The organism is Micromonospora arborensis (genome assembly GCF_003205615.1).
Taxonomy (GTDB): domain Bacteria; phylum Actinomycetota; class Actinomycetes; order Mycobacteriales; family Micromonosporaceae; genus Micromonospora; species Micromonospora arborensis.
The window spans coordinates 198,608-219,341 of sequence record NZ_PYBV01000027.1; the positions used below are offsets into that span (position 1 = coordinate 198,608).

Consider the following 20,734-nt stretch of genomic DNA (forward strand, 5'->3'; position numbering starts at 1 on the left):
GCATGAGCGACGACCTTCCCGGCCGGTTCCGGGCCCTGTGGGACGAGATCGCGCCGATCGGGCGGGACGCCGACAGCGGAGGCTACCTGCGGTACGCGTTGACCGAGCCGGAGATCGCGCTACGCGCCTGGTTCCGCGCGCAGGCCGAACGTCGGGGCCTGCCGGTGACCGAGGACGGCAACGGCAACCTCTTCGCCCACTGGGGTGACCCGGAGGCGTCCGGCGCGGTGCTCACCGGCAGCCACTTCGACTCGGTGCCGCACGGCGGGGCGTACGACGGGCCGCTCGGCATCGTCAGCGCGTTCCTCGCCGTGGACGAGTTGCGCGCCGCTGCTGTCACTCCCACCCGGCCGCTGGTGCTCGCCGCGTTCGTCGAGGAGGAGGGTGCGCGTTTCGGCGTACCGTGTCTGGGGTCGCGGTTGCTCACCGGCGCGCTGCCGCCGGACCGCGCGGCCGGCCTCCGCGACGCGGCCGGGGTGAGCTTCGCCGAGGCGCTCGGTGACCGGCCGGCCGGCGCCCGCCCGGAGCTGCTGGGCCGGATCGGCGCCTTCGTGGAGCTGCACGTCGAGCAGGGCCGCGCGCTCGTGGACACCGACGCGCCGGTCGCGGTGGCCAGCGCGATCTGGCCGCATGGCCGGTGGCGCTTCGACGTTGTTGGCGAGGGCAACCACGCGGGTACGACCCGGATGGCCGACCGCCGCGACCCGATGCTCACCTATGCGTTCGCGGTGCTGGCGGCGAACAAGGAGGCCCGGCTGCGCGGCGCGCACGCCACCGTGGGCCGGGTCGCCGTCGAACCGAACGCCACCAACGCGATCCCGTCGAAGGTCACCGGCTGGCTGGACGCCCGGGCGGCCGACCCGCAGACGCTGACCGGGCTGGTCGACGCGGTCTGGGGCAAGCTCGCCGAGCGGGCCCGGCGCGACGGTACGGTGGTGACGGTCACCGAGGAGTCGGCGACCCCGCTGGTCGCCTTCGACGACGGGCTGGCCGAACGGCTGGCCACGCTGCTGGACGCGCCGGTGCTGCCCACCGGTGCGGGGCACGACGCCGGGGTGCTCGCCGCGCACCTGCCCACCGCGATGCTGTTCGTGCGCAACCCGACCGGGGTGTCGCACTCCCCCGCCGAGGCGGCCACCGACGACGACTGCGCCGCCGGCGTGCGGGCGCTGGCCCGGGTGCTGGAGGAGCTGACATGCCGGTGACACCGACCCGCTGGCTCGCCGAGTACGCCTGGCTGCCCGAGCACGCCGAACCCACTCCCGACGTGCTGATCGAGGTCGAGGACGGCCGGATCACGGCGCTCACGCCGCTGCTTGCGGCCGGAGGCCCGCCCGCCGGGATCGAGGTGCTGCGGGACGCCACCCGGCTGCCCGGCCTCACCCTGCCCGGACTGTCCAACGTGCACTCGCACGCCTTCCACCGGGCGCTGCGCGGGCGTACCCACGGTGGTCGGGGTGACTTCTGGACCTGGCGGGACCAGATGTACGCCATCGCCGACCGACTGGACCCGGACACCTACCTCGCCCTGGCCCGGGCGGTCTACGCCGAGATGGCGCTCGCCGGGATCACCTGCGTGGGCGAGTTCCACTACCTGCACCATCGGCCCGACGGCGGCGCCTACGCCGACCCGAACGCGATGGGCGCGGCGCTGGTGGAGGCCGCCGCGCACGCCGGTGTCCGGCTCACCCTGCTGGACACCTGCTACCTGACCTCCAGCGTGGACGGTCAGGCTCTCGCCGGGCCGCAGCGCCGCTTCGGCGACGGCGACGCGACCCACTGGGCCGAGCGGGCGACCGCGTTCCAACCGGCGGACCCGCACGCCCGGGTCGGCGCGGCGGTGCACTCGGTGCGGGCGGTCCCGGCCGACCAGCTCCGCACGGTCGCGGACTGGGCGCGGGACCGGCAGGCGCCACTGCACGTGCACCTCTCCGAGCAGCCCGCCGAGAACGACGAGTGCCGGGCCGTGCACGGGCGTACGCCCACCGCCCTGCTCGCCGAGCACGGCGTACTCGGGCCGGACACCACCGCCGTGCACGCCACCCACCCGACCAGCGGCGACCTGACCCTGCTCGGGGAGAGCCGGACCGGGGTGTGCCTCTGCCCGACTACCGAGCGGGACCTCGCCGACGGGATCGGCCCGGCCCGCCGAATGGCCGACGTGGGGATCCGGTTGAGCCTGGGCAGCGACAGCCACGCCGTGATCGACCTGTTCGAGGAGGCCCGGGCGGTGGAGTTGGACGAGCGCCTGCGTACCCGCCGACGCGGCCACTTCGCGCCGGTCGACCTGCTGACGGCGGCCAGCACCGCCGGGCACGCCGCGTTGGGCTGGGCCGATGCCGGGAGGATCGCCGTCGGCGCACGCGCCGACCTGGTGACGGTACGGCTGGACAGCGCCCGCACGGCCGGTGTGCCGCCGGTGGGCGTGTTCTTCGCCGCCGCCGCGGCGGATGTCGAGCAGGTCGTGGTGGACGGCCGGGTGGTGGTGGCCGAGGGCCAGCACCTGAGCGTGGACGTGCCGGCCGAGTTGTCGGCGGCCATCGAGGCGGTGACTCCCGCGTGAGCAGTGTGCTTGTCGACAACATCGGGGAGCTGGTCACCAACGGCGCCGGCGAGGGCCCGCTGGGCCTCCACCGCGACGCCGCGGTGCTCGTCGAGGAGGGCCGGGTGGCCTGGGTCGGGCCGTCCGCGCACGCGCCAGCCGCTGACCGGCGAGTCGACGTCGGCGGAGCGGCCGTGCTGCCCGGCTTCGTGGACAGCCACGCCCACCTGGTCTTCGCCGGGGACCGGGCCGCCGAGTTCGGCGCCCGGATGGCCGGTGCGCCGTACACCGGCGGTGGCATCCGGACCACGGTCGGCGCGACCCGGGCCGCCACCGACGAAGAGCTGCGGGCCAACCTGCGCCGGCTGCGCGGGGAGGCGCTGCGCCAGGGCACCACGACCATGGAGATCAAGAGTGGGTACGGGCTGACCGTCGCCGACGAGGCCCGCTCGCTGCGGATCGCCGCCGAGGCGAGCGGAGAGACCACCTTCCTCGGGGCGCACGTGGTGCCCGCCGAGTACGCCGACCGCCCCGACGACTACGTCGGACTGGTCTGTGGGCCGATGCTGGCCGCCGCCGCGCCGTACGCGAAGTGGATCGACGTGTTCTGCGAGCGGGGCGCCTTCGACGTCGACCAGGCCCGGGCCATCCTGGCCAGCGGTCAGGCCGCACGGCTGGGCGTACGGATCCACGCCAACCAGCTCGGTCCCGGCCAGGGCGTTCAGCTCGGGGTGGAACTGGGCGCGGCCAGCGTCGACCACTGCACCCACCTGAGCGACGCCGACGTGGACGCGCTGGCCGGCACGGCCCACCGCGACGGGTCGGGGACCCGCACCGTGGCGACCCTGCTGCCCGGTGCCGAGTTCTCCACCCGATCGCCGTACCCGGACGCCCGCCGGCTGCTCGACGCCGGTGTCACCGTGGCGTTGGCCACCGACTGCAACCCCGGCTCGTCGTACACCTCGTCGATGCCGTTCTGCGTGGCCCTCGCGGTCCGTGAGATGCGGATGACCCCGGCGGAGGCGGTCTGGGCCGCGACCGCCGGTGGCGCGCGGGCGCTGCGCCGCGACGACATCGGCATCCTCACCCCCGGCGCGCGGGCCGACCTCGTCGTCCTCGACGCGCCGTCGTACCTGCACCTGGCCTACCGGCCCGGTGTCCCCTTGATCCGCCAGGTAATGCGCAACGGAGTAACGCCATGACGACCGTGACCATCCAACCCACCGGAATTTCCGCCGACGACGTTCGCGCGGTGGCCCGCGGCAGCGCCACGGTCGTTCTCGACCCGGCCACCATCGAGGCGATGGCGACCAGCCGGGCCATCGTGGACGGCATCGAGTCGTCCGGCCGCCCCGTCTACGGGGTCTCCACGGGGTTCGGGGCGCTGGCCAACACCTTCATCGCTCCGGAGCGGCGGGCCGAGCTGCAACACGCGCTGATCCGCTCGCACGCGGCCGGGGTGGGCGCCCCGATGCCCCGCGAGGTGGTCCGGGCCATGATGCTGCTGCGGGTCCGCTCGCTGGCGCTGGGCCGTTCCGGGGTCCGCCCGCTGGTCGCCGAGGCGCTGGTCGACCTGCTCAACCACGACATCACCCCGTGGGTGCCGGAGCACGGCTCGCTGGGCGCGTCCGGTGACCTGGCCCCGCTGGCGCACTGCGCGCTGGTGCTACTCGGCGAGGGCTGGGTCCTCGGCCCGACCGGTGCACGGCAGGACGCGGCCGACGCGCTGACCGCCGCCGGGCTCAAGCCGATCGAGCTGGCCGCCAAGGAGGGACTGGCGCTGATCAACGGCACGGACGGCATGCTCGGCATGCTGCTGCTGGCCATCCACGACGCGGCGCACCTGTTCGCCATGGCCGACGTGACGGCCGCGCTGGCCATCGAGGCGATGCTCGGCTCGGAACGGCCGTTCCTGCCCGAGCTGCACGCGATCCGGCCGCACCCCGGCCAGGCGGCGTCGGCGGCGAACATCCACCGACTGCTGCAGGACTCCCGGGTGATGGACTCGCACCGCGACGACCTGGCGCACGCCGTGCAGGACGCGTACTCGATGCGGTGTGCTCCGCAGGTGGCCGGCGCGGCCCGCGACACCCTGGACTTCGTCCGCACGGTCGCCGGCCGGGAGCTGGTGTCCGTGGTGGACAACCCGGTGGTGCTGCCGGACGGCCGGGTCGAGTCGACGGGCAACTTCCACGGTGCGCCGCTCGGCTTCGCCGCGGACTTCCTCGCCATCGCCGCCGCCGAGGTGGGCGCGATCGCCGAGCGGCGGGTGGACCGGCTGCTCGACGTCACCCGATCCCGGGAACTGCCGGCGTTCCTGTCCCCCGACGCCGGGGTCAACTCCGGACTGATGATCGCCCAGTACACGGCGGCCGGGATCGTCGCCGAGAATCGGCGTCTGGCCGCACCGGCCTCGGTGGACTCGCTGCCGACCAGCGGCATGCAGGAGGACCACGTCTCGATGGGCTGGGCCGCGGCCAAGAAGCTACGTACCGTGCTGGACAACCTGACCAGCCTGCTCGCGGTCGAGTTGCTGGCCGGCGTACGCGGCCTGCAACTGCGCGCACCGCTGGAGCCGTCACCGGCCGGCCGGGCCGCCGTCGCCGCGCTGGGCGAGGCCGCCGGCGAACCCGGGCCGGACGTGTTCCTCGCCCCCGTGATGGAGGCCGCCCGTGCCGTCGTCGCCGGGCCGGAGCTGCGCGCCGCCATCGAACGGGAGGTCGGCCCGCTGGGCTGAACTCCCGGGTCGCTGCCGTCCGCCGCGGGTCAGGCGGCGGGCGGCAGCATCTCGCGCCCGTCAGGCGGCGGGCGGTAGCACTTTCGCGACCAGCTTGGCCAGCTCACGCAACGCCTTGCCGCGGTGGCTGATCGCGTCCTTCTCCGCCGGGGTCAGCTCGGCGTTGGTCCGGTCCTGCCCGTCGCCCAGGAAGATCGGGTCGTAGCCGAACCCACCATCACCACGCGGGGCGCGCAGCACCCGACCGGACTGCCGGCCGTCGACCAGGTGCTCCTTGCCGCCGGGCAGCACCAACGCCACCGTGCAGACGAACGAGGCCGCCCGCTGCTCGTCGGGCACGTCGGCGATCTGATCCAGCACCAGCTGAAGGTTGGCCTTGTCGTCGCCGTGCTGGCCGGCCCAGCGGGCGCTGAACACCCCCGGCATCCCGTTGAGCGCGTCCACCGCGATCCCCGAGTCGTCGGCGATGGTCGGCAGCCCGCTCTGGCGGCAGCCCTCCCGCGCCTTGATCAGCGCGTTCTCACCGAAGGTCAGGCCGGTCTCCGGCAGCTCCGCGTACTGCTCGATGTCGTCCAGCCCGATCAGGGCGATCCGGTGCGCACCGAGCGCGCCGTCCAGGATCCGCTGAAGTTCCACCAGCTTCTTACGGTTACGGGTGGCGAGCAGGACCTTGTTCATGCGAGAGCCTTCCGCTGGGCTTCGGCCAACTCGGCGCATCCGGCCACGGCCAGGTCGAGCAGGCTGTCGAGCTGGTCGCGGGCGAACACGCCCGCCTCGCCGGTGCCCTGCACCTCCACGAAGTCACCCGCACCGGTGCACACCACGTTCATGTCGACCTCGGCCGCGACGTCCTCCTCGTAGCAGAGGTCCAGTCGCGCCTCACCGGCGATGATCCCCACGCTGACCGCGGCCACCGACCGGTGCATCACCTTCTCCGGCTTCCCGGCCAACGCCTTGCGGGCGGCGAGCCACCCCACCGCGTCGTGCAACGCGACGTACGCGCCGGTGATCGCGGCCGTCCGGGTGCCGCCGTCGGCCTGGAGCACGTCGCAGTCGAGCACGATCGAGTTCTCGCCGAGCGCCTTGAGGTCGATGCTCGCCCGCAGGCTGCGGCCGATCAGCCGGGAGATCTCGTGCGTGCGGCCACCGACCCGGCCCTTGACGCTCTCCCGGTCGGAGCGGGTGTTGGTGGCCCGGGGCAGCATCGCGTACTCGGCGGTCACCCAGCCGAGCCCGGAACCCTTGCGCCAGCGGGGCACCCCCTCGGTGACGCTCGCCGTGCAGAGCACCCGGGTGCCGCCGAACTCGACGAGCACCGAGCCCTCCGGATGGGTGCTCCAGCCTCGGGTCAGGGTCACCGGTCGAAGTTGAGAGGGCCCTCGCCCATCAGGTCGCGCCATCCCTGCACCTTATGCGGTGCGGGGATCCTCCTCGCTCGGGGTGCCCACCAGCGCGTTCACGTGGTGCGCCCGAAGGAACCCGGCGACCGCCGCCGGCCACCCGAACTCCTCGGCCCTGGCCCGGGCGACCCGCCGCCGCTGCGCTTCCGGCCGGTCCGCCAGGCGGGTCACCGCCGCGGCCATCGACACCCCCGAGCCGTACGCGGCCAGCCCGGCCGCGCCGACCACCTCGGGCAGCGCACTGGCGGCGTTGACCACCACCGGGGTGCCACAGGCCAGCGCCTCCAGCCCCGCGAGACCGAAGGTCTCCACCGGCCCGGGTGCCAGCACCACGTCCGCGCTGGCCAACAACGCGGCCACTGCGGCACGGTCCGGCAGGAAGCCGGTGAACGTCACCGGCAGCCCTGCCGCCCGCCGGGCCAGCGCGCCGCGCAGCGGGCCGTCACCGGCCATCACCAGCACCGCCGGTACGCCCTGCCGGCGCAGCTCGGCGAGGGCCTGCACGGCCAACTCCGGCCGCTTCTCCGGGGACAGCCGGGCGCAGTGCACCAGCAACAACTCGTTGGAGTCGGCGTACCGGGCGCGCAGCCGGGGGTCGGCCCGGTCCGGGTGGAAGGTGTCCAGGTCCACCCCGAGCGGCACCACGTCCACGTTGTCGGCGCCGATCCGGTCGAACTCCTCGGCAGCCCACCGGGTCGTGCAGACGATCCGGTCGTACGCCCGGCTGGTCGCCCGGTTGAGCCGGTCGGCGGTCGGCCGGCGCAGCGCGTCCGGCACACCCCACTGGCCGAGCAACCCGGTCAGCGACTCGTGCGACACCATCACCGACGGCACCCCGTGCGCCCGCGCCCACCGGCCCGTCCAGCGCAGCGACAACCGGTCGGAGACCTCCAACCGATCCGGTGCCAGGTCGACGAGCAGTCGGGCCAACCGGCGTCGACCGGCCAGCAGCCGGTACCCGCCGCTGCCGGGCAGCTCCGGGCCGGGCAGGGTGACCACCCGGCCCCACGGGTACGACTCGTCGGCGGCCCGCTGGCCGGGTATCACCAGCACCGGTTCGTGCCCGGCCGCCCGGTAGCCCTCCCCGAGGTGCCGCAGCGCGGTACGCAGTCCACCGGAGCGTGCCGTCACGAAGTTGGCGAGCCGCACGATCCGCAGCCCGCCCGCAGCCCCGGTCACGACGCGGCCGGCAGGCCGACGGTGGCGACCGCTGCGCGTACCGCGTGGTAGTGCCCGATCAGCTCGTCCCCGACGGCCGCCCAGCTACGCCGGCTGACCGCGACCCGTGCGGCCAGCCCGTAGGCCCGCCGTCGGTCGGCGTCGCCCGCCAGGTCGGCCACCGCGGTGGCCAGCGCGTCGCCGTCGCCCGGGGGCACCAGCAGCCCGGTCACGCCCTGGTCGACCAGGTCGACCGGGCCACCGCTGTGGGGCGCCACGACCGGCACCCCGGAGGCCAGCGCCTCCTGGATGGTCTGGCCGAAGGTCTCGTGCGGTCCGGTGTGCACGAACAGGTCCAGGCTGGCGTAGAGCCGGGCCAGGTCCTCGCCGTGCTGCACGCCGAGGAAGGTCACCCCGGGCAACTCCCGGGCCAACTGGCGGCGGGTCGGGCCGTCGCCGGCCACCACCACCCGCACCCCGGGCAGCCGCGACGTCGCCGCCAGCAACTCCACCCGCTTCTCCGGGGCGAGCCGGCCGACGTAGCCGACCAGCAGCTCACCGCCGGGTGCCAGCCGGGCCCGCAGCGCCGCGCAACGCTTGGCCGGGTCGAATCGTCCGGCGTCCACGCCGCGGCGCCACAGCCAGATCCGCTGCACCCCGTTGGCGATCAGGTCGGCGGCGGCACGGGTCGACGGGGCGAGGGTGCGCTGCGCCGAGTTGTGGATCTCCCGGATCCGTCGCCAGGCCGCCGCCTCACCCCAGCTCACCCGGTACGCCCGCGCGTACGCCGCCACATCGGTCTGGTACACCGCCACCGTGGGCAGCCCGTGCCGGCTGGCCAGCGTGGCCGCCCGTGCGCCGAGGACGAACGGACTGGCCAGGTGCACCACGTCCGGCTCGGCCGACAGCAGCGCCCCGGTCAACCGGGTGGTCGTCGGCACGCCCAACCGGAAGCCCTGATAGCGGGGCAGCGGCACGCTGGGGATGCGCACCACCGGGTACGGCAACCGGTCGATGTCCCGCCGACCGGCGGCGTACGGGGCGGGCGCGATGACCACCGGCTCATGGCCCCGCTCAAGCAGGTGCTCCGCCGTCCGCACCACGGAGTGCGCGACGCCGTTCACGTCCGGTGGGAACGACTCGGTCACGATGGCGATCCGCATGCCCACACGGTGCGGGTGCCACGGGTGCGACAGACGGCCGTCCGCTGACCGGCCGGCGAACACTACGGCACAACACCGCGGCCCGGCCCGCCCCAACCGGGACGTGGTGGGTCAGATGTCGTAACTGGCGCCGGGGCGGACCACGTCGATCGATCCCGCGTACGCGCCGGCGGCCGATTCCAACGTGTGCGCCTCGCTGCCCCAGGCGGGCACCAGGTGGGTGAGCAACAGCCGACCCACCGCCGCCTTGGTCGCCGCCTCACCGGCCTCCCGGCCGGTCAGGTGCAGATCCGGCGGATTGTCCATGCCGTCGAGGTAGCTGGCCTCGCAGAGGAAGACGTCGGCGTCCTGGGCCAGCCGCAGCAGCGCCTCACACGGCGCGGTGTCCGACGAGTAACACAGCGACCGGCCTTCGTGCTCCAGCCGCACCCCGTACGTCTCGACGGGGTGGTTGACCCGGTCGACGGTGACCGTGAACGGGCCGATCGGGAAGGTGCCCGGCTGCAGGGCGTAGAACTGGTAGACGTCCTCCACGGACCCGTCGTCGCCGTACGCCGCGCTGAGCCGGTCCGGCGCTCCGGCGGGCGCGTAGACCGGCAGCGTCGGGTAGGGGCCGTCCGGGGCGTACCGGCGCACCACCACGTAGAGAACAGCGTCGAACATGTGATCACAGTGCAGGTGGGTCAGCAGGATCGCGTCCGGGGCGTGCAGCCCCGCGTACCGCTGAAGGCTCGACAGCGACCCTGAGCCGAAGTCGACCAGGAGGCGAAAACCGTCAGCCTCGACGAGGTACGCCGAACAGGGCGACTCGGGGCCGGGGAAGCTGCCAGCGCTTCCAAGAACGGTCAGTCGCATCGAGTTGTCTCGCTGTCACTGTCAGTAGCATTCGTGGCGGCCGTCGCCCCAGCCATGATCTCTACCGACGCGTACGTCACGCTGCGCAGCCTACGCTGGGGTGCCCGGCAGCAAGAATCATCCAACGGAAGTTGTCACGAACGTGACACGTGCTCACGCTCGGCGGGCAGAGTACGGGCCGTCGACGCACATCGACGGCCCGTACTCGAAAGACCAAATTCGGTCAGGCCCAGAGCTGCCCCTCCAGGGCGTCCTCGGCATCGGCGAGCGTCCCGCCGTACGCGCCGGTCGACAGGTACTTCCATCCGCCGTCACACACCACGAAGGCCACGTCGGCTCGCCGGCCGTCGCGGACCGCCTCGTGCGCGACCGCGAGCGCGGCATGCAGGATGGCACCGGTGGAGAAGCCGGCGAAGATGCCCTCCACCTCCACCAGTTGGCGGGTACGCAGCACCGCGTCCCGGGTGCCGACCGAGAAGCGCCGGGACAGCACCGAGGCGTCGTACAGCTCCGGCACGTACCCCTCGTCGATGTTGCGCAGACCGTAGACCAGCTCGCCGTACCGCGGCTCGGCGGCCACGATCTGAATGCCCTCGACCTTTTCCCGCAGGTAGCGCCCGGTGCCCATCAGGGTGCCGGTGGTGCCGAGCCCCGCCACGAAGTGCGTGATGGTGGGCAGGTCGTGCAGCAACTCCGGCCCGGTCGTCTCGTAGTGCGCCCGCGCGTTGGCCTCGTTGCCGTACTGGTAGAGCATCACCCAGTCCGGGTGCTCGGCGGAGATCTGCTTCGCGGTGGCGACCGCCTGGTTGGAACCACCCGCCGCCGGCGAGAAGATGATCTCCGCCCCGTACATCCGGAGCAACTGGACCCGCTCGGTGGAGACGTTCTCGGGCATCACACAGACCAGCCGGTAGCCGCGCAACTTCGCCACCATCGCCAAGGAGATGCCGGTGTTGCCACTGGTCGGCTCAAGGATGGTGTCACCCGTACGCAGCCGACCGGCCTCCTCCGCCGCCCGGACCATGAACAGCGCCGCGCGGTCCTTGATGCTGCCGGTCGGGTTCCGGTCCTCCAGCTTGGCCCAGAGCCGCACCGGTGGAGCACCGTCGGGCACCGCCGGAGAGAGCCGGGGCAGGCCGACCAGCGGCGTACCCCCGCAGGCGTCGAGCAGGCTGTCGTACCGCGCCATGGCGGCCGACCTCAGCGAGCCGCGACGGCGGCGCCGTGCGAACTGATCGCCGCTGCCGCGGCGCCGTGCGAACTGATCGCCGCTGCCGCGGCGCCGTGCGAACTGATCGCCGCTGCCGCGGCGAAGCCGAACGCGCCACCCGCCACGGCCGGCAGGATGGTGACGCTGTCGCCGTCGGAGAGCTTGGCGTCCAGCGCGCCGAGGAAACGGACGTCCTCGTCGTTGACGTAGACGTTGACGAAGCGGTGCAGCGTGCCGGCGTCGGTGATCAGCCGGCCACGCAGGCCGCCGTGCCGGGAGTCCAGGTCGGTGAGCAGATCGGCGAGGGTGTCGCCGGTGCCGTCGACGACCTTGGCGCCGCCGGTGTAGCTGCGCAGGATGGTGGGGATGCGAACCTCAATAGCCATGATGTCGAGCTCCTCGATCGGGTGTGCCTACGGTGACGGGACGAGACGCGTGCGGACGCTGACGGATCAGCGGCCGGAACACTCGTAATCGACAGTCGCCGGGCTCTGCCCGAACATGTAGGACTGGACGGCATGCGGGTCGACGCCGGCCTCCACGACCCGGACCGGCTCCTCGGCGACCACGCCGTCGACGATGCGGAACGACCGGATCTCCTCCGCGTCGGGTTCGCGGGTCGAGACGAGCAGGTAGTGCGCGCCGGGCTCGCCGGCGAAGGAGACATCCGTCCGGGACGGGTACGCCTCGGTGGCGGTGTGCGAGTGGTAGATGACCACGGGCTCCTCGTCCCGGTCGTCCATCTCCCGCCACACCCGCAGGTGCTCCATCGAGTCGAACTCGTAGAAGGTCATCGACCGCGCGGCATTGTCCATCGGAATGTGCCGGGTCGGGGTGTCGCTGCCGACGGGACCGGCGACCACGCCGCACGCCTCGTCGGGGTGATCCCGCCGCGCGTGGGCGACGATCGCGTCGATGATCGACCGGTCGATGCTCAGCACGTGCACCAGCCTAACGCCTGCCGGGCACCTACCGAAGTGGTGCCGGTCACGACTAGTCGATCAAGGCGTTGAGCAGCGACTCCTGCAGATACCCGAGGTACGCGTAGACCGAAAGCTGGAACACCCGGCTGGAGGCCGGGTCCTCAGCGACCGCGTCGTCCAACTCCTCGCCCAGGTCCGTGCCGTCCTTGATCTCCAGTCGGACGCCCATCGCGAGCCGGGCGTCGTTCAGCGCCCGCAACCACGCCTCGGCTGCCTCGGCGTCCAGCCGCACCTCACCGCCGGCGTCGTCGGGCAGCGCCGCCAGAATCGCGCCCGCCTGATCGATCTTCGCGGTCTTCAGGTCACCCTCGGTGTATCGGCGGAACTCGGCGGTGCCGGGCGCGTCCTTCGGGTAGACCGCCGGGAAGAGCCGACCGACGACCGGGTCGGTGTGGTCGAAGCCGTCGGTGAGCAGGCCGACCACCTCGGAGGCGACCTTGCGCAACACCCGCACCTCGTCAACGGCGAAAGTGGCGACGTAACGGCCGGCCTGGCGGCGGAACATGCTCATGACCGGTCCACCGTCGCCCACAGCCCGTACGCGTGCAACTGCGACGCGTCGTGCTCCATCCGCTCCCGGGCACCGGTGGAGACCACGGCACGGCCCTTGTGGTGCACGTCCAGCATCAGCTGCTCGGCCCTCTCCCGGCTGTAGCCGAAAAGCTTTTGAAAGACCCAGGTCACGTACGTCATCAGATTGACCGGGTCGTCCCACACGATCGTCACCCATTGCCGGTCAGCCGCCGGCACCTCGTCAGTGTCCGGCGTCTCGACCGGTGCAACCTGTGGAGCCGCCATGCCCCCCATCGTGCCACCGGTTTCCCGGAACCGCGGAACCGGAACGCCGGCACGGCGCGGATCGCCCACCCCGGGCGCCTCCGACCCGCCCCGCACGCCATCGGACGCGAGGTGCGGAGCGGACCGGGACCGGGGGGCGGCCACGCCGTCAGGCGAGCAGGATGCCGTGATCGACTGCATCGGAGAGGACCGCGCTCAGCGAGAGCCGGATCACGTCGAACCGCCGGGAGATCTCCCGGGACAACCCCAGCTCGACCTCCCGCACCGCGCGTTGGGACCAGGCCCGCGCTGCGCTGTGGTCGTCGTTGCCGGGCATCCGCCACTGTTGCCAGCACCCGCCGGAGAGCGCCACCGCGACCGGCGGGAGCACCTCGTCGCGGGACGCCGTCGGGTAGTTGGCGAGGGCGTCGATCGCCTCCGGGCCGGTCAACCCGGCCACCCCGGCCGTGCTGGTGATCAGCAGCACCTTGTCCAACTCATGGCCCGGCCGGTGATCGGTCAGGCCGTACTGCACGGCGGTGGCGATCCGCCGTCGCACTCCCTCGGACGGCGGCGCGCCGAGCACGCGGGCCGTGGCGTCCGCCAGGATGCCGCGCACCGCGTGGTCGCACTGCGCCGTGGCCAACAGCGACAACGCCGCCATCTCCCGGTCCAGTAGGTCGGGGATGCCTGCGCAGCCGACCCCGAACACGATCTCCTGAACCGCGCGCAGGTGGATGTTCGCCAGCTCCAGGGCGAGATGCTGGCGGATCCGCTGAGCACACGAGCGGGTCTGCCGGTCGAGTTGCTCGGACCAGCCTCCCGGATCGGCGGCCACGGCGACCCGCCCGTGCTGGCCCGGCAGCACGGGCGGGTCGGCACTGGCCCGCTGCAGGCCCTCCCCCGACGACCAGCCCACCAACGCCCGGCGCAGGTCGGCGGCGCAGTCGCCGACAGCGTGGGCGTCGATTGGGAACCACCGCGCGCCGGCCAGCGCCGGCACCGCGGCCAGCAGCGCGGCGCGGTGGGCCGCCACGGTCACCGCGGCCGCGTCCACCTCCGCCGCCTGCTCCCCGACCGGCGGGACGGACGCCCCCGCGTCCTCCGTCGTCGCCGCGCTTTCGGCCAGTGGGGCCCAACCTGCCGCGCCGGGGGTCACCGCGAAGACAACCTCCACCGGGCTCGGGGCGACCTCGGCGAGCAGGTTCAGCTCAGCGGCGGTGAACGCCTGGTCGGCGGCGATCACGAAGAGCAGCGCGCCGGCCCGGCCCACCGCGTCGAGCAGCACCCGCCTGCCGGCCGCACCGAGCATGGCCGTGTCTGGAACGTCGATCAGAGTGAAGTGCCGCAGCAGTGGCTCGGGCACGCTCAGCTCGACCCGCCGGGGCGGACGGGCCAACGCCGGGCCGGCTGCGTTTCGGTCCGCGCCGTACGAGTGCGGCTGGCGGTAACCGGGCACAAACGCCGCCCGGGTGGGCACCTTCGCGTTGCGCACCACCAACCAACTGCCCGACGGCACGGTGAGCATGACCGGGTCGAGCCCGAGCAGCCGGGCGAGCACGGTGCGCCGCTCGGCACCGGCCGGGCCGACGGCGACCACACCGAGTGGCTCCTCCGGGGCAGGCTCGGTCACGCCGACCCGGGTGGGCAGCGGGCCGCCGCTGGGCAGGTCGGTCGGGCCCACGGTGTCATCCGACGAGTCGACTGAGGGGAGAGGGCCCTGCTTCATCAGGTGGCCTCCCGTGGCAGGCGACCGGACACCCGGTCGCGTGGGAATTCCGGTAAAAGGAACCCGGATGCCGGAAGAGTACGGGCGGGCCGGTGACCAGGAGGAACACTTCGGATACTCAGCGGTAATTGTGCGACTACTCAACTTCGTTCGGTGATGGTGCGGGCGCGGACGGATTCCGATCGATATGCTGCGCGAATGAGTCGATGGAAGTTCGTCGGCCGGTCCGACGAGCTCAACCGCCTGCTGGCGGCGGTGACCGGTGAGGCCGGCCGTGGGCTCTTCTTCAGCGGCAGCGCGGGCATCGGCAAGAGTCGACTGCTGCGCGAAGGCGTGAGCGCGTTGCCCACCGAACGGTTCGCGATCTGGTCCATCGCGGCCAGCGCCACCACCGCCGCGCTGCCGTTCGGCGGGCTGGTGCAGGTCCTCCCCGCCGAGCAGCCGCAGGGCCTCTCCCCCGCCGGGATCCTGCGCTGGGCGCTCAACGTGCTGCAACAGCAGGCGGCCGGCCGACGGATCGTGCTCGCCATCGACGATGCCCACCTGCTCGATCCGCCCTCCGCCGCCCTGGTGCACCTGGTCGCCCGGGCCGAGAACGCCACAGTGGTCGGCACCCTGCGCGACGGCGAGCAGATCCCGCTGCCGATCCGCGCACTCTGGACCGACGACCTGGTCGAGCACGTCGAGCTGACCCCGATGCCGCACGCGGAGACCGCCGGCCTGCTGGCAGCGATCCTGGGCGGCCCGGTCGACGCCGGCTCCGCCGACCGGCTCGGCCGGTTGTCGGCAGGAAATCCCCTGCTGCTGCGGGAGCTGGTGCACGCCGCCAACGGCAGCGCCGAGTTGAAACGCACCTACGGGATCTGGAAGTGGACCGGGCGACTGGAGCTGGCTCCGAGCCTGACCGACCTGATCGACACCCGGGTCGGGAAACTCACCGACGGCGTCCGCGCGGTCGTCGAGCTTGTCGCGTTCGGCGAACCACTCGGCCTACTCCTGCTCAACAAGGCCGCCGACCCGGCCGACGTGGAGACCGCCGAGGAACGCGGGCTGATCAGCGTGGTCCAGCACGACCGACGGACCAACGTCCGGCTGGCGCACCCGCTCTACGGCGAGGTGATGCGCCGCCGCTGCCCGGTCAGCCGCACCCGTCGACTTCAGGCACACCTCGCGGAGCTGCTCGAGCAGGTCGGCAAGCGCCGCCGCGACGACCTGCTGCGGGTCGCGGTGTGGCGACTCGACTCGGGCACCGCACAGGACCCGGCGTTGTTGGTGGACGCCGCGGTCCAGGCGTTCACCCGCTATGACGTGCCGCTGGCGACCCGCCTGGCCCGTGCCGCGTTGAACGCCGATGGCGGCTCCGACGCCGCGGAGCTGCTCGCCACCATCCTGATGTTCGCCGACCGGCCGGACGAGGCGATCGACGTCCTCGACGCAGTGACCCCCGAGCCCGACGACGAGCGACGGGTCTGCCGCTGGCTGACCGTGCGCGGCATGGTCAGCTACTGGGGGCTGAGCCGAGAGTCCACGGTGGAGGAGATCGCGAGCCGGGCCGAGCAGCTCAGCGACTCCGCCGACCGGTCCCGGGTGCACGCCTTCGAGGCGATCATGCGCCTGCACCGACTGGACACGACCACCGCGGTGCGGCTCAGCCAACGCGTACTGGACCGGCCGGCGGCCGGCGTCGCCGCCCGCGAGCTGGCCCGCTGCACCATCGCGTACGTCCAGGCCGCACAGGGCCAGCTGACCCGCAGCGGTACGGCGATCGCCCAGGTGCACTCCGCCGTGGCCAACTGGCGCACCGACATGCCGTACCTGCAACTGGCCCTGGAACTCGCCCGGGGCACCCGGCTCATGCTCACCGGCGACCTGGCCGGGATCGACGCGATCGTGGCCGACGAGTTCGCCGACCTCGCCGGCGCGGGCGACTTCCGGCTCGGCACCGGCTACCTGGCCATCCTCCAGGCGTACGCGGCCCGGCTGCGCGGGCAGAGCGACGCGGCCATGCGTACCTCGCTGGGTGCCTGCGCGGTGCTGGCCACCAGCCGGGTCTACGCCGGTCTGGCCCAGGCCGAGCGCGCCCAGTCGGCGGCGCTGCGCGGTGACGCCGTGCAGGCCGCGGCGGCGATGGCCGAGGCGGACCGCACCCACGCACCAGGCATGGCGGTGCTCTACCCGTGGCTGGAGCAGGCCCGGGGCGCGGCGCTCGCCGCGTCGGGTGACCTGCCGGGCGCGGTCAAGCAGCTCAGCGATCTGGTGGACCGGCTGCGCTCGGACGGCTTCGCCGGGCACGAGGTGCACGTCCTGCACGACCTCGTCCGGCTGGATCAGGCTGGCCTGCCGGTCGGGCCCACCTGTTCCGACGGTGGCCGGCGCACCGTGGCGCAGCGTCTGGCCGAGCTCTCCGAGCAGGTCGACGGGGTGCTTCCGCCACTGCTGGCCCGGCACGCCCGCGCTGCGGTGACCGACTCCGCCGCGGATCTGCTCGCGGTCGCCGACGACTACGCGGCGTTGGAGTTGACCGTGTACGCGGCCGAGGCCACCTCCCAGGCCGCGCAGCGGTTGCGCCAGCAGCACTCGACGGCGGCCAACGATGCCCGGGAACGCCTGGCCGGGTTGCTCGGGCGTTGTGACGTGATCCGGACGCCGGCGCTGCAGGCGGGCGCACCGGTGCTCACCGAGCGGGAGTGGCAGGTGGCCCGCCTCGCCGCGCACGGCGCGCCCAGCCGGGCCATCGCCGAGCGGCTCTACCTCTCGGCGCGCACCGTGGAAAATCACCTCCAGCGGATCTACGCGAAGCTCGGCGTGACCGGCCGCGCCGAGCTGTGGGCCGCGCTGCGGGCGATCCCGGGCCACGACGGCGGCGACGCGGACTGAACCTTAGGCTGGTGCGGTGAGCATCAACCACCCCGCGCTGCTGACCGACCACTACGAGCTGACCATGGTCAGCGCCGCGCTGAAGGACGGCACCGCCGACCGCCGGTGTGTCTTCGAGGTGTTCAGCCGCCGGTTGCCGAGCGGCCGCCGGTACGGCGTGGTCGCCGGCACGGCCCGGCTGATCGAGCTGATCCGCGACTTCCGGTTCGACCCCACGGAGGTCGACTTCCTGCTCCGGACCGGGGTGGTCGACGAAGCCGCGGCGGCCTGGCTCACCGACTACCGCTTCACCGGCGACATCGACGGGTACGCCGAGGGTGAGCTCTTCTTTCCCGGCTCACCGATCCTGACCGTCTCCGGTGGTTTCGCCGAGTGTGTGGTGCTGGAGACGCTGGTGCTCTCCGTGCTCAACCACGACAGTGCGGTGGCCGCAGCGGCGGCGCGGATGGTGACCGCCGCACGAGGCCGGGCGCTGATCGAGATGGGCTCGCGTCGGGCGCACGAGGAGGCGGCGGTGGCGGCGGCGCGGGCCGCGTACCTGGCTGGTTTCCGGTTCACGTCCAACCTCGCCGCCGGTGCGCGCTACGGCATCCCGACGGCGGGCACGGCCGCGCACGCGTTCACCCTGCTGCACGACGACGAGCGGGCGGCGTTCGCTTCGCAGGTCGCCACGCTGGGCAAGGACACGACGCTGCTGGTCGACACGTACGACATCAGCCAGGGCATCCGCAACGCGATCGCGGTGGCCGGGCCGGAGCTGCGGGCCGTTCGGATCGACTCGGGCGACCTGGCGGTGATCGCCCAGCAGTCTCGGGAACTGCTCGACTCGCTGGGCGCCACCGAGACCAAGATCATCGTTTCTGGCGACCTGGACGAGTACTCGATCGCCGCCCTGGCCGCCGAACCCGTGGACATGTACGGTGCCGGCACGGCCGTGGTCACCGGCTCCGGAGCACCGACCGCCGGGCTGGTCTACAAGCTCGTCGAGGTCGAGGGACGGCCGGTGGTGAAGCGCTCCGAGCACAAGGCGACCATCGGTGGCCGGAAGGTCGCGGTCCGCCGACACAAGCCGACCGGCACCGCCACCGAGGAGATCATCGTCCCCCAGGGCGTACCGGACCGGCAGCCCAACGACCGCATGCTCCAGCGCTCTTTCGTGGTCGCCGGCGAGCCCGTCGCGCTGCCCACCCTCGACGAGTCGCGGGAGCACCTGCGCGAATGCCTGATCTCCATTCCGTGGGAGGGGCTGAAGCTCTCGGCCGGCGACCCGGCCGTGCCGGTCACCGTCGTACCCGCCGACTGAGCTCAGCGAGGACCGCCCCCGCAGGCCGACCATGAGGAGAGGAACCCCGATGGCCAACGCGCTGATCATCGTGGACGTGCAGAACGACTTCTGCGAGGGTGGCTCGCTGGCCGTCGCGGGCGGTGCGGGGGTGGCCGCGGGCATCTCCCGGTTGCTCGCCTCCGAGCCGGAGCGGTGGGCACACGTGGTCGCCACCAAGGACTACCACGTCGACCCGGGTGCGCACTTCGGCGATCCACCGGACTTCGTGGAGTCCTGGCCCCGACACTGCGTGGTCGGCACCACCGGGTCGGAGTTCCACCCCGAGTTGGACACCGGTCGGATCGAGGCGATCTTCCACAAGGGCGAGCACGCGGCGGCGTACTCCGGATTTGAGGGGCACGCCGACGACGGCGAGTGCCTGGCCGACTGGTTGCGCCGGCACGACGTGGACCGGGTCGACGTGGTCGGCATCGCCACCGACCACTGCGTCCGGGCGACCGCGCTGGACGCCGCCCGGGAGGGTTTCGCCACCACCGTGTTGCTCGAGCTGACCGCCGCCGTCGCACCGGCGACCACCGACGTGGCACTACGTGCCATGGACGGCGCCGGGGTGACCCTGCACGGCCAGCCTGTGATGAGGGCCGCATGAGAGCGTAATTGGTTGGCCATCGGGCCGCCGCCGGTCGAGGATGTCGCCGGAGGTACGGACCCACGTGAACATGAAGCCTTACCGGCAGGCTCTCGCCCTGCCCGGCCTGCGGTCGCTGCTGCTGGTCGCCGTCCTCGCCCGCATCCCGCTCACCGCGACCGGGGTGACGCTGACCTTCCACGTGGTGCTCGACCTCGATCGTGGCTACGGGGCCGCTGGGCTGGTCGGCGCGGCCAGCACCGTGGGCGCGGCGATCGGCGGGCCGCTGCTGGGTCGACTGGTGGACCGGCGGGGCCTGCGTCCCGTCCTGGTGCTCACCGGCATCGCCGAGGCGATCTTCTGGTCCACCGCTCCCTCGCTGCCGTACTCGCTGCTGCTGCCGGCCGCCTTCGTGGCCGGTTCCCTGGCCCTGCCCATCTTCTCCGTGGTCCGTCAGTCGATCGCGGCGCTGGCTCCGGAGGACCAACGGCGCCCGGCGTACGCACTGGACTCGATGTCGGTGGAGCTGTCCTTCATGATCGGCCCGGCGCTGGCAGTTGCCCTGGTCACCGCGATCTCCGCGCAGACCACCATGTACCTGGTCGGCGGCGGCATCGTCGCGGCCGGGATCGCGTTGTGGCTGGTCAACCCGCCGATCCGCAGTGCCGCTGAACCCGCCGGCCCGCAGCGCCAGGTGCCCCGCCGGGAGTGGTTGACACCCCGGCTGCTCGCCGTGCTAGCGCTCAGTGCCGCCGCCACCCTGGTGCTCGGCGGCACCGACGTAGCGGTGGTCGCCGTGCTGCGGGCCAGTGACGAGGTCGGTTGGACCGGCGCGGTGCTGGCCATCTGGGCGGTCGCCTCCCTGGCCGGCGGGTTCGCCTACGGGGCCGTCCACCGCTCGTTCTCCCCGCTTACCCTGACCGCTGCACTCGCCCTGTGCACCATCCCGGTCGGGTTGGGCGGCGCACACTGGTGGCTGCTGTGTTTGGCGCTGATCCCGGCCGGCGCGCTCTGCGCGCCGACCATCGCGGCCTCCTCCGACGCGGTCAGCCGCCTGGTTCCAGCCGAGGTACGCGGCGAGGCGATGGGCCTGCACGGTTCGGCGGTCACCGTCGGCATCGCGGTCGGCGCACCGCTCGCCGGCGCGGTGATCGACGCCAGCGCGCCGCTCTGGGGCTTCGTGGTCACCGGAGCGCTCGGCGCGCTGGTCACCCTCGTGGTGCTCCCGATCGAACTGCGCCGCCGCCGCAACGCAGCAGCAGCAGCAGGAGAAACAGCGACAGCCCTGCCCCCGCCCGTCGAGGCGGATCTCACCCCCGCTGCCCGCTGAGGCCTGACCCGCTCTGTCCCCGAGGCACGGCCCAGCCGGGGCGGAGGCCGGCGCGGAGGC

Annotated in this window: 19 protein-coding genes; 8 read left to right on the plus strand and 11 right to left on the minus strand. The window is 73.1% G+C overall.

Features of this window, described 5'->3' with window-relative positions; all coding sequences use genetic code 11:
* Positions 1-2: 2 nt before the first annotated feature.
* From C7C45_RS21630 to hutH, 4 genes are read left to right on the plus strand one after another with little or no spacing between them, the layout of a single operon-like run.
* Positions 3-1,205, plus strand: coding sequence for an allantoate amidohydrolase (locus C7C45_RS21630; RefSeq protein WP_110565500.1), 1,203 nt, complete (start codon positions 3-5; stop codon positions 1,203-1,205).
* Positions 1,196-2,563 carry a formimidoylglutamate deiminase gene (locus tag C7C45_RS21635; protein ID WP_110565501.1) on the plus strand — a complete coding sequence of 456 codons (1,368 nt, stop codon included), beginning with the start codon at positions 1,196-1,198 and terminating at the stop codon, positions 2,561-2,563. The genes C7C45_RS21630 and C7C45_RS21635 overlap by 10 nt, the downstream gene beginning before the upstream one ends.
* Positions 2,560-3,744: an imidazolonepropionase gene (hutI, locus tag C7C45_RS21640; protein ID WP_110565502.1), complete on the plus strand. Its 1,185-nt coding sequence runs from the start codon at positions 2,560-2,562 to the stop codon at positions 3,742-3,744. Before C7C45_RS21635 ends, hutI begins: the two co-directional genes overlap by 4 nt.
* Entirely contained in the window at positions 3,741-5,279 is a 1,539-nt protein-coding gene (gene hutH, locus C7C45_RS21645; RefSeq protein ID WP_110565503.1) for a histidine ammonia-lyase, read from the plus strand. Before hutI ends, hutH begins: the two co-directional genes overlap by 4 nt.
* A 60-nt stretch (positions 5,280-5,339) precedes the next feature.
* Here the strand turns inward: hutH and rdgB are convergent, their stop codons facing one another.
* The 11 genes from rdgB to C7C45_RS21700 form a co-directional block, all read right to left on the minus strand.
* Positions 5,340-5,957, minus strand: coding sequence for an RdgB/HAM1 family non-canonical purine NTP pyrophosphatase (gene rdgB, locus C7C45_RS21650; protein ID WP_110565504.1), 618 nt, complete (start codon positions 5,955-5,957; stop codon positions 5,340-5,342).
* A complete protein-coding gene (gene rph / locus C7C45_RS21655) occupies positions 5,954-6,679 on the minus strand; it encodes a ribonuclease PH (protein WP_110565505.1) in 726 nt (241 codons plus the stop codon). Before rph ends, rdgB begins: the two co-directional genes overlap by 4 nt.
* A 9-nt stretch (positions 6,680-6,688) precedes the next feature.
* Positions 6,689-7,858 carry a glycosyltransferase gene (locus C7C45_RS21660; RefSeq protein ID WP_110565506.1) on the minus strand — a complete coding sequence of 390 codons (1,170 nt, stop codon included), beginning with the start codon at positions 7,856-7,858 and terminating at the stop codon, positions 6,689-6,691.
* The gene (locus C7C45_RS21665; protein ID WP_110565537.1) at positions 7,855-9,000 is read right to left on the minus strand and encodes a glycosyltransferase family 4 protein; all 1,146 of its coding nucleotides are present in this window, start codon (positions 8,998-9,000) and stop codon (positions 7,855-7,857) included. Before C7C45_RS21665 ends, C7C45_RS21660 begins: the two co-directional genes overlap by 4 nt.
* A 111-nt stretch (positions 9,001-9,111) precedes the next feature.
* On the minus strand, positions 9,112-9,855 hold the full coding sequence (locus C7C45_RS21670) for an MBL fold metallo-hydrolase (protein WP_110565507.1): 744 nt from the start codon (positions 9,853-9,855) through the stop codon (positions 9,112-9,114).
* A gap of 223 nt (positions 9,856-10,078) precedes the next feature.
* Positions 10,079-11,044 carry a PLP-dependent cysteine synthase family protein gene (locus C7C45_RS21675; protein WP_110565508.1) on the minus strand — a complete coding sequence of 322 codons (966 nt, stop codon included), beginning with the start codon at positions 11,042-11,044 and terminating at the stop codon, positions 10,079-10,081.
* A gap of 11 nt (positions 11,045-11,055) precedes the next feature.
* Positions 11,056-11,451, minus strand: a complete 396-nt coding sequence (locus C7C45_RS21680; RefSeq protein WP_110565509.1) for a MoaD/ThiS family protein — start codon at positions 11,449-11,451, stop codon at positions 11,056-11,058.
* A 66-nt stretch (positions 11,452-11,517) separates the two neighbouring features.
* Positions 11,518-12,006, minus strand: coding sequence for a M67 family metallopeptidase (locus tag C7C45_RS21685; protein WP_110565538.1), 489 nt, complete (start codon positions 12,004-12,006; stop codon positions 11,518-11,520).
* A 52-nt stretch (positions 12,007-12,058) separates the two neighbouring features.
* On the minus strand, positions 12,059-12,559 hold the full coding sequence (locus C7C45_RS21690) for a DUF2017 domain-containing protein (RefSeq protein ID WP_110565540.1): 501 nt from the start codon (positions 12,557-12,559) through the stop codon (positions 12,059-12,061).
* Complete coding sequence (clpS, locus tag C7C45_RS21695; protein WP_110565539.1) at positions 12,556-12,846, minus strand: ATP-dependent Clp protease adapter ClpS; 291 nt, start codon at positions 12,844-12,846, stop codon at positions 12,556-12,558. Before clpS ends, C7C45_RS21690 begins: the two co-directional genes overlap by 4 nt.
* A 148-nt stretch (positions 12,847-12,994) precedes the next feature.
* Positions 12,995-14,554: a hypothetical protein gene (locus C7C45_RS21700; RefSeq protein WP_110565510.1), complete on the minus strand. Its 1,560-nt coding sequence runs from the start codon at positions 14,552-14,554 to the stop codon at positions 12,995-12,997.
* A 198-nt stretch (positions 14,555-14,752) separates the two neighbouring features.
* Here C7C45_RS21700 and C7C45_RS21705 point away from each other — a divergent pair, with 198 nt between their 5' ends.
* The 4 genes from C7C45_RS21705 to C7C45_RS21720 are packed head-to-tail and all read left to right on the plus strand — an operon-like array spanning position 14,753 to position 20,674.
* Entirely contained in the window at positions 14,753-17,431 is a 2,679-nt protein-coding gene (locus tag C7C45_RS21705; protein WP_110565511.1) for a LuxR C-terminal-related transcriptional regulator, read from the plus strand.
* Between the two features lie 16 nt (positions 17,432-17,447).
* Positions 17,448-18,734, plus strand: a complete 1,287-nt coding sequence (locus tag C7C45_RS21710; protein WP_110565512.1) for a nicotinate phosphoribosyltransferase — start codon at positions 17,448-17,450, stop codon at positions 18,732-18,734.
* Positions 18,735-18,783: 49 nt separating this feature from the next.
* A complete protein-coding gene (locus C7C45_RS21715; protein WP_110565513.1) occupies positions 18,784-19,365 on the plus strand; it encodes an isochorismatase family protein in 582 nt (193 codons plus the stop codon).
* 40 nt (positions 19,366-19,405) lie between these two features.
* On the plus strand, positions 19,406-20,674 hold the full coding sequence (locus C7C45_RS21720) for an MFS transporter (RefSeq protein ID WP_244200492.1): 1,269 nt from the start codon (positions 19,406-19,408) through the stop codon (positions 20,672-20,674).
* Positions 20,675-20,734: the final 60 nt, after the last annotated feature.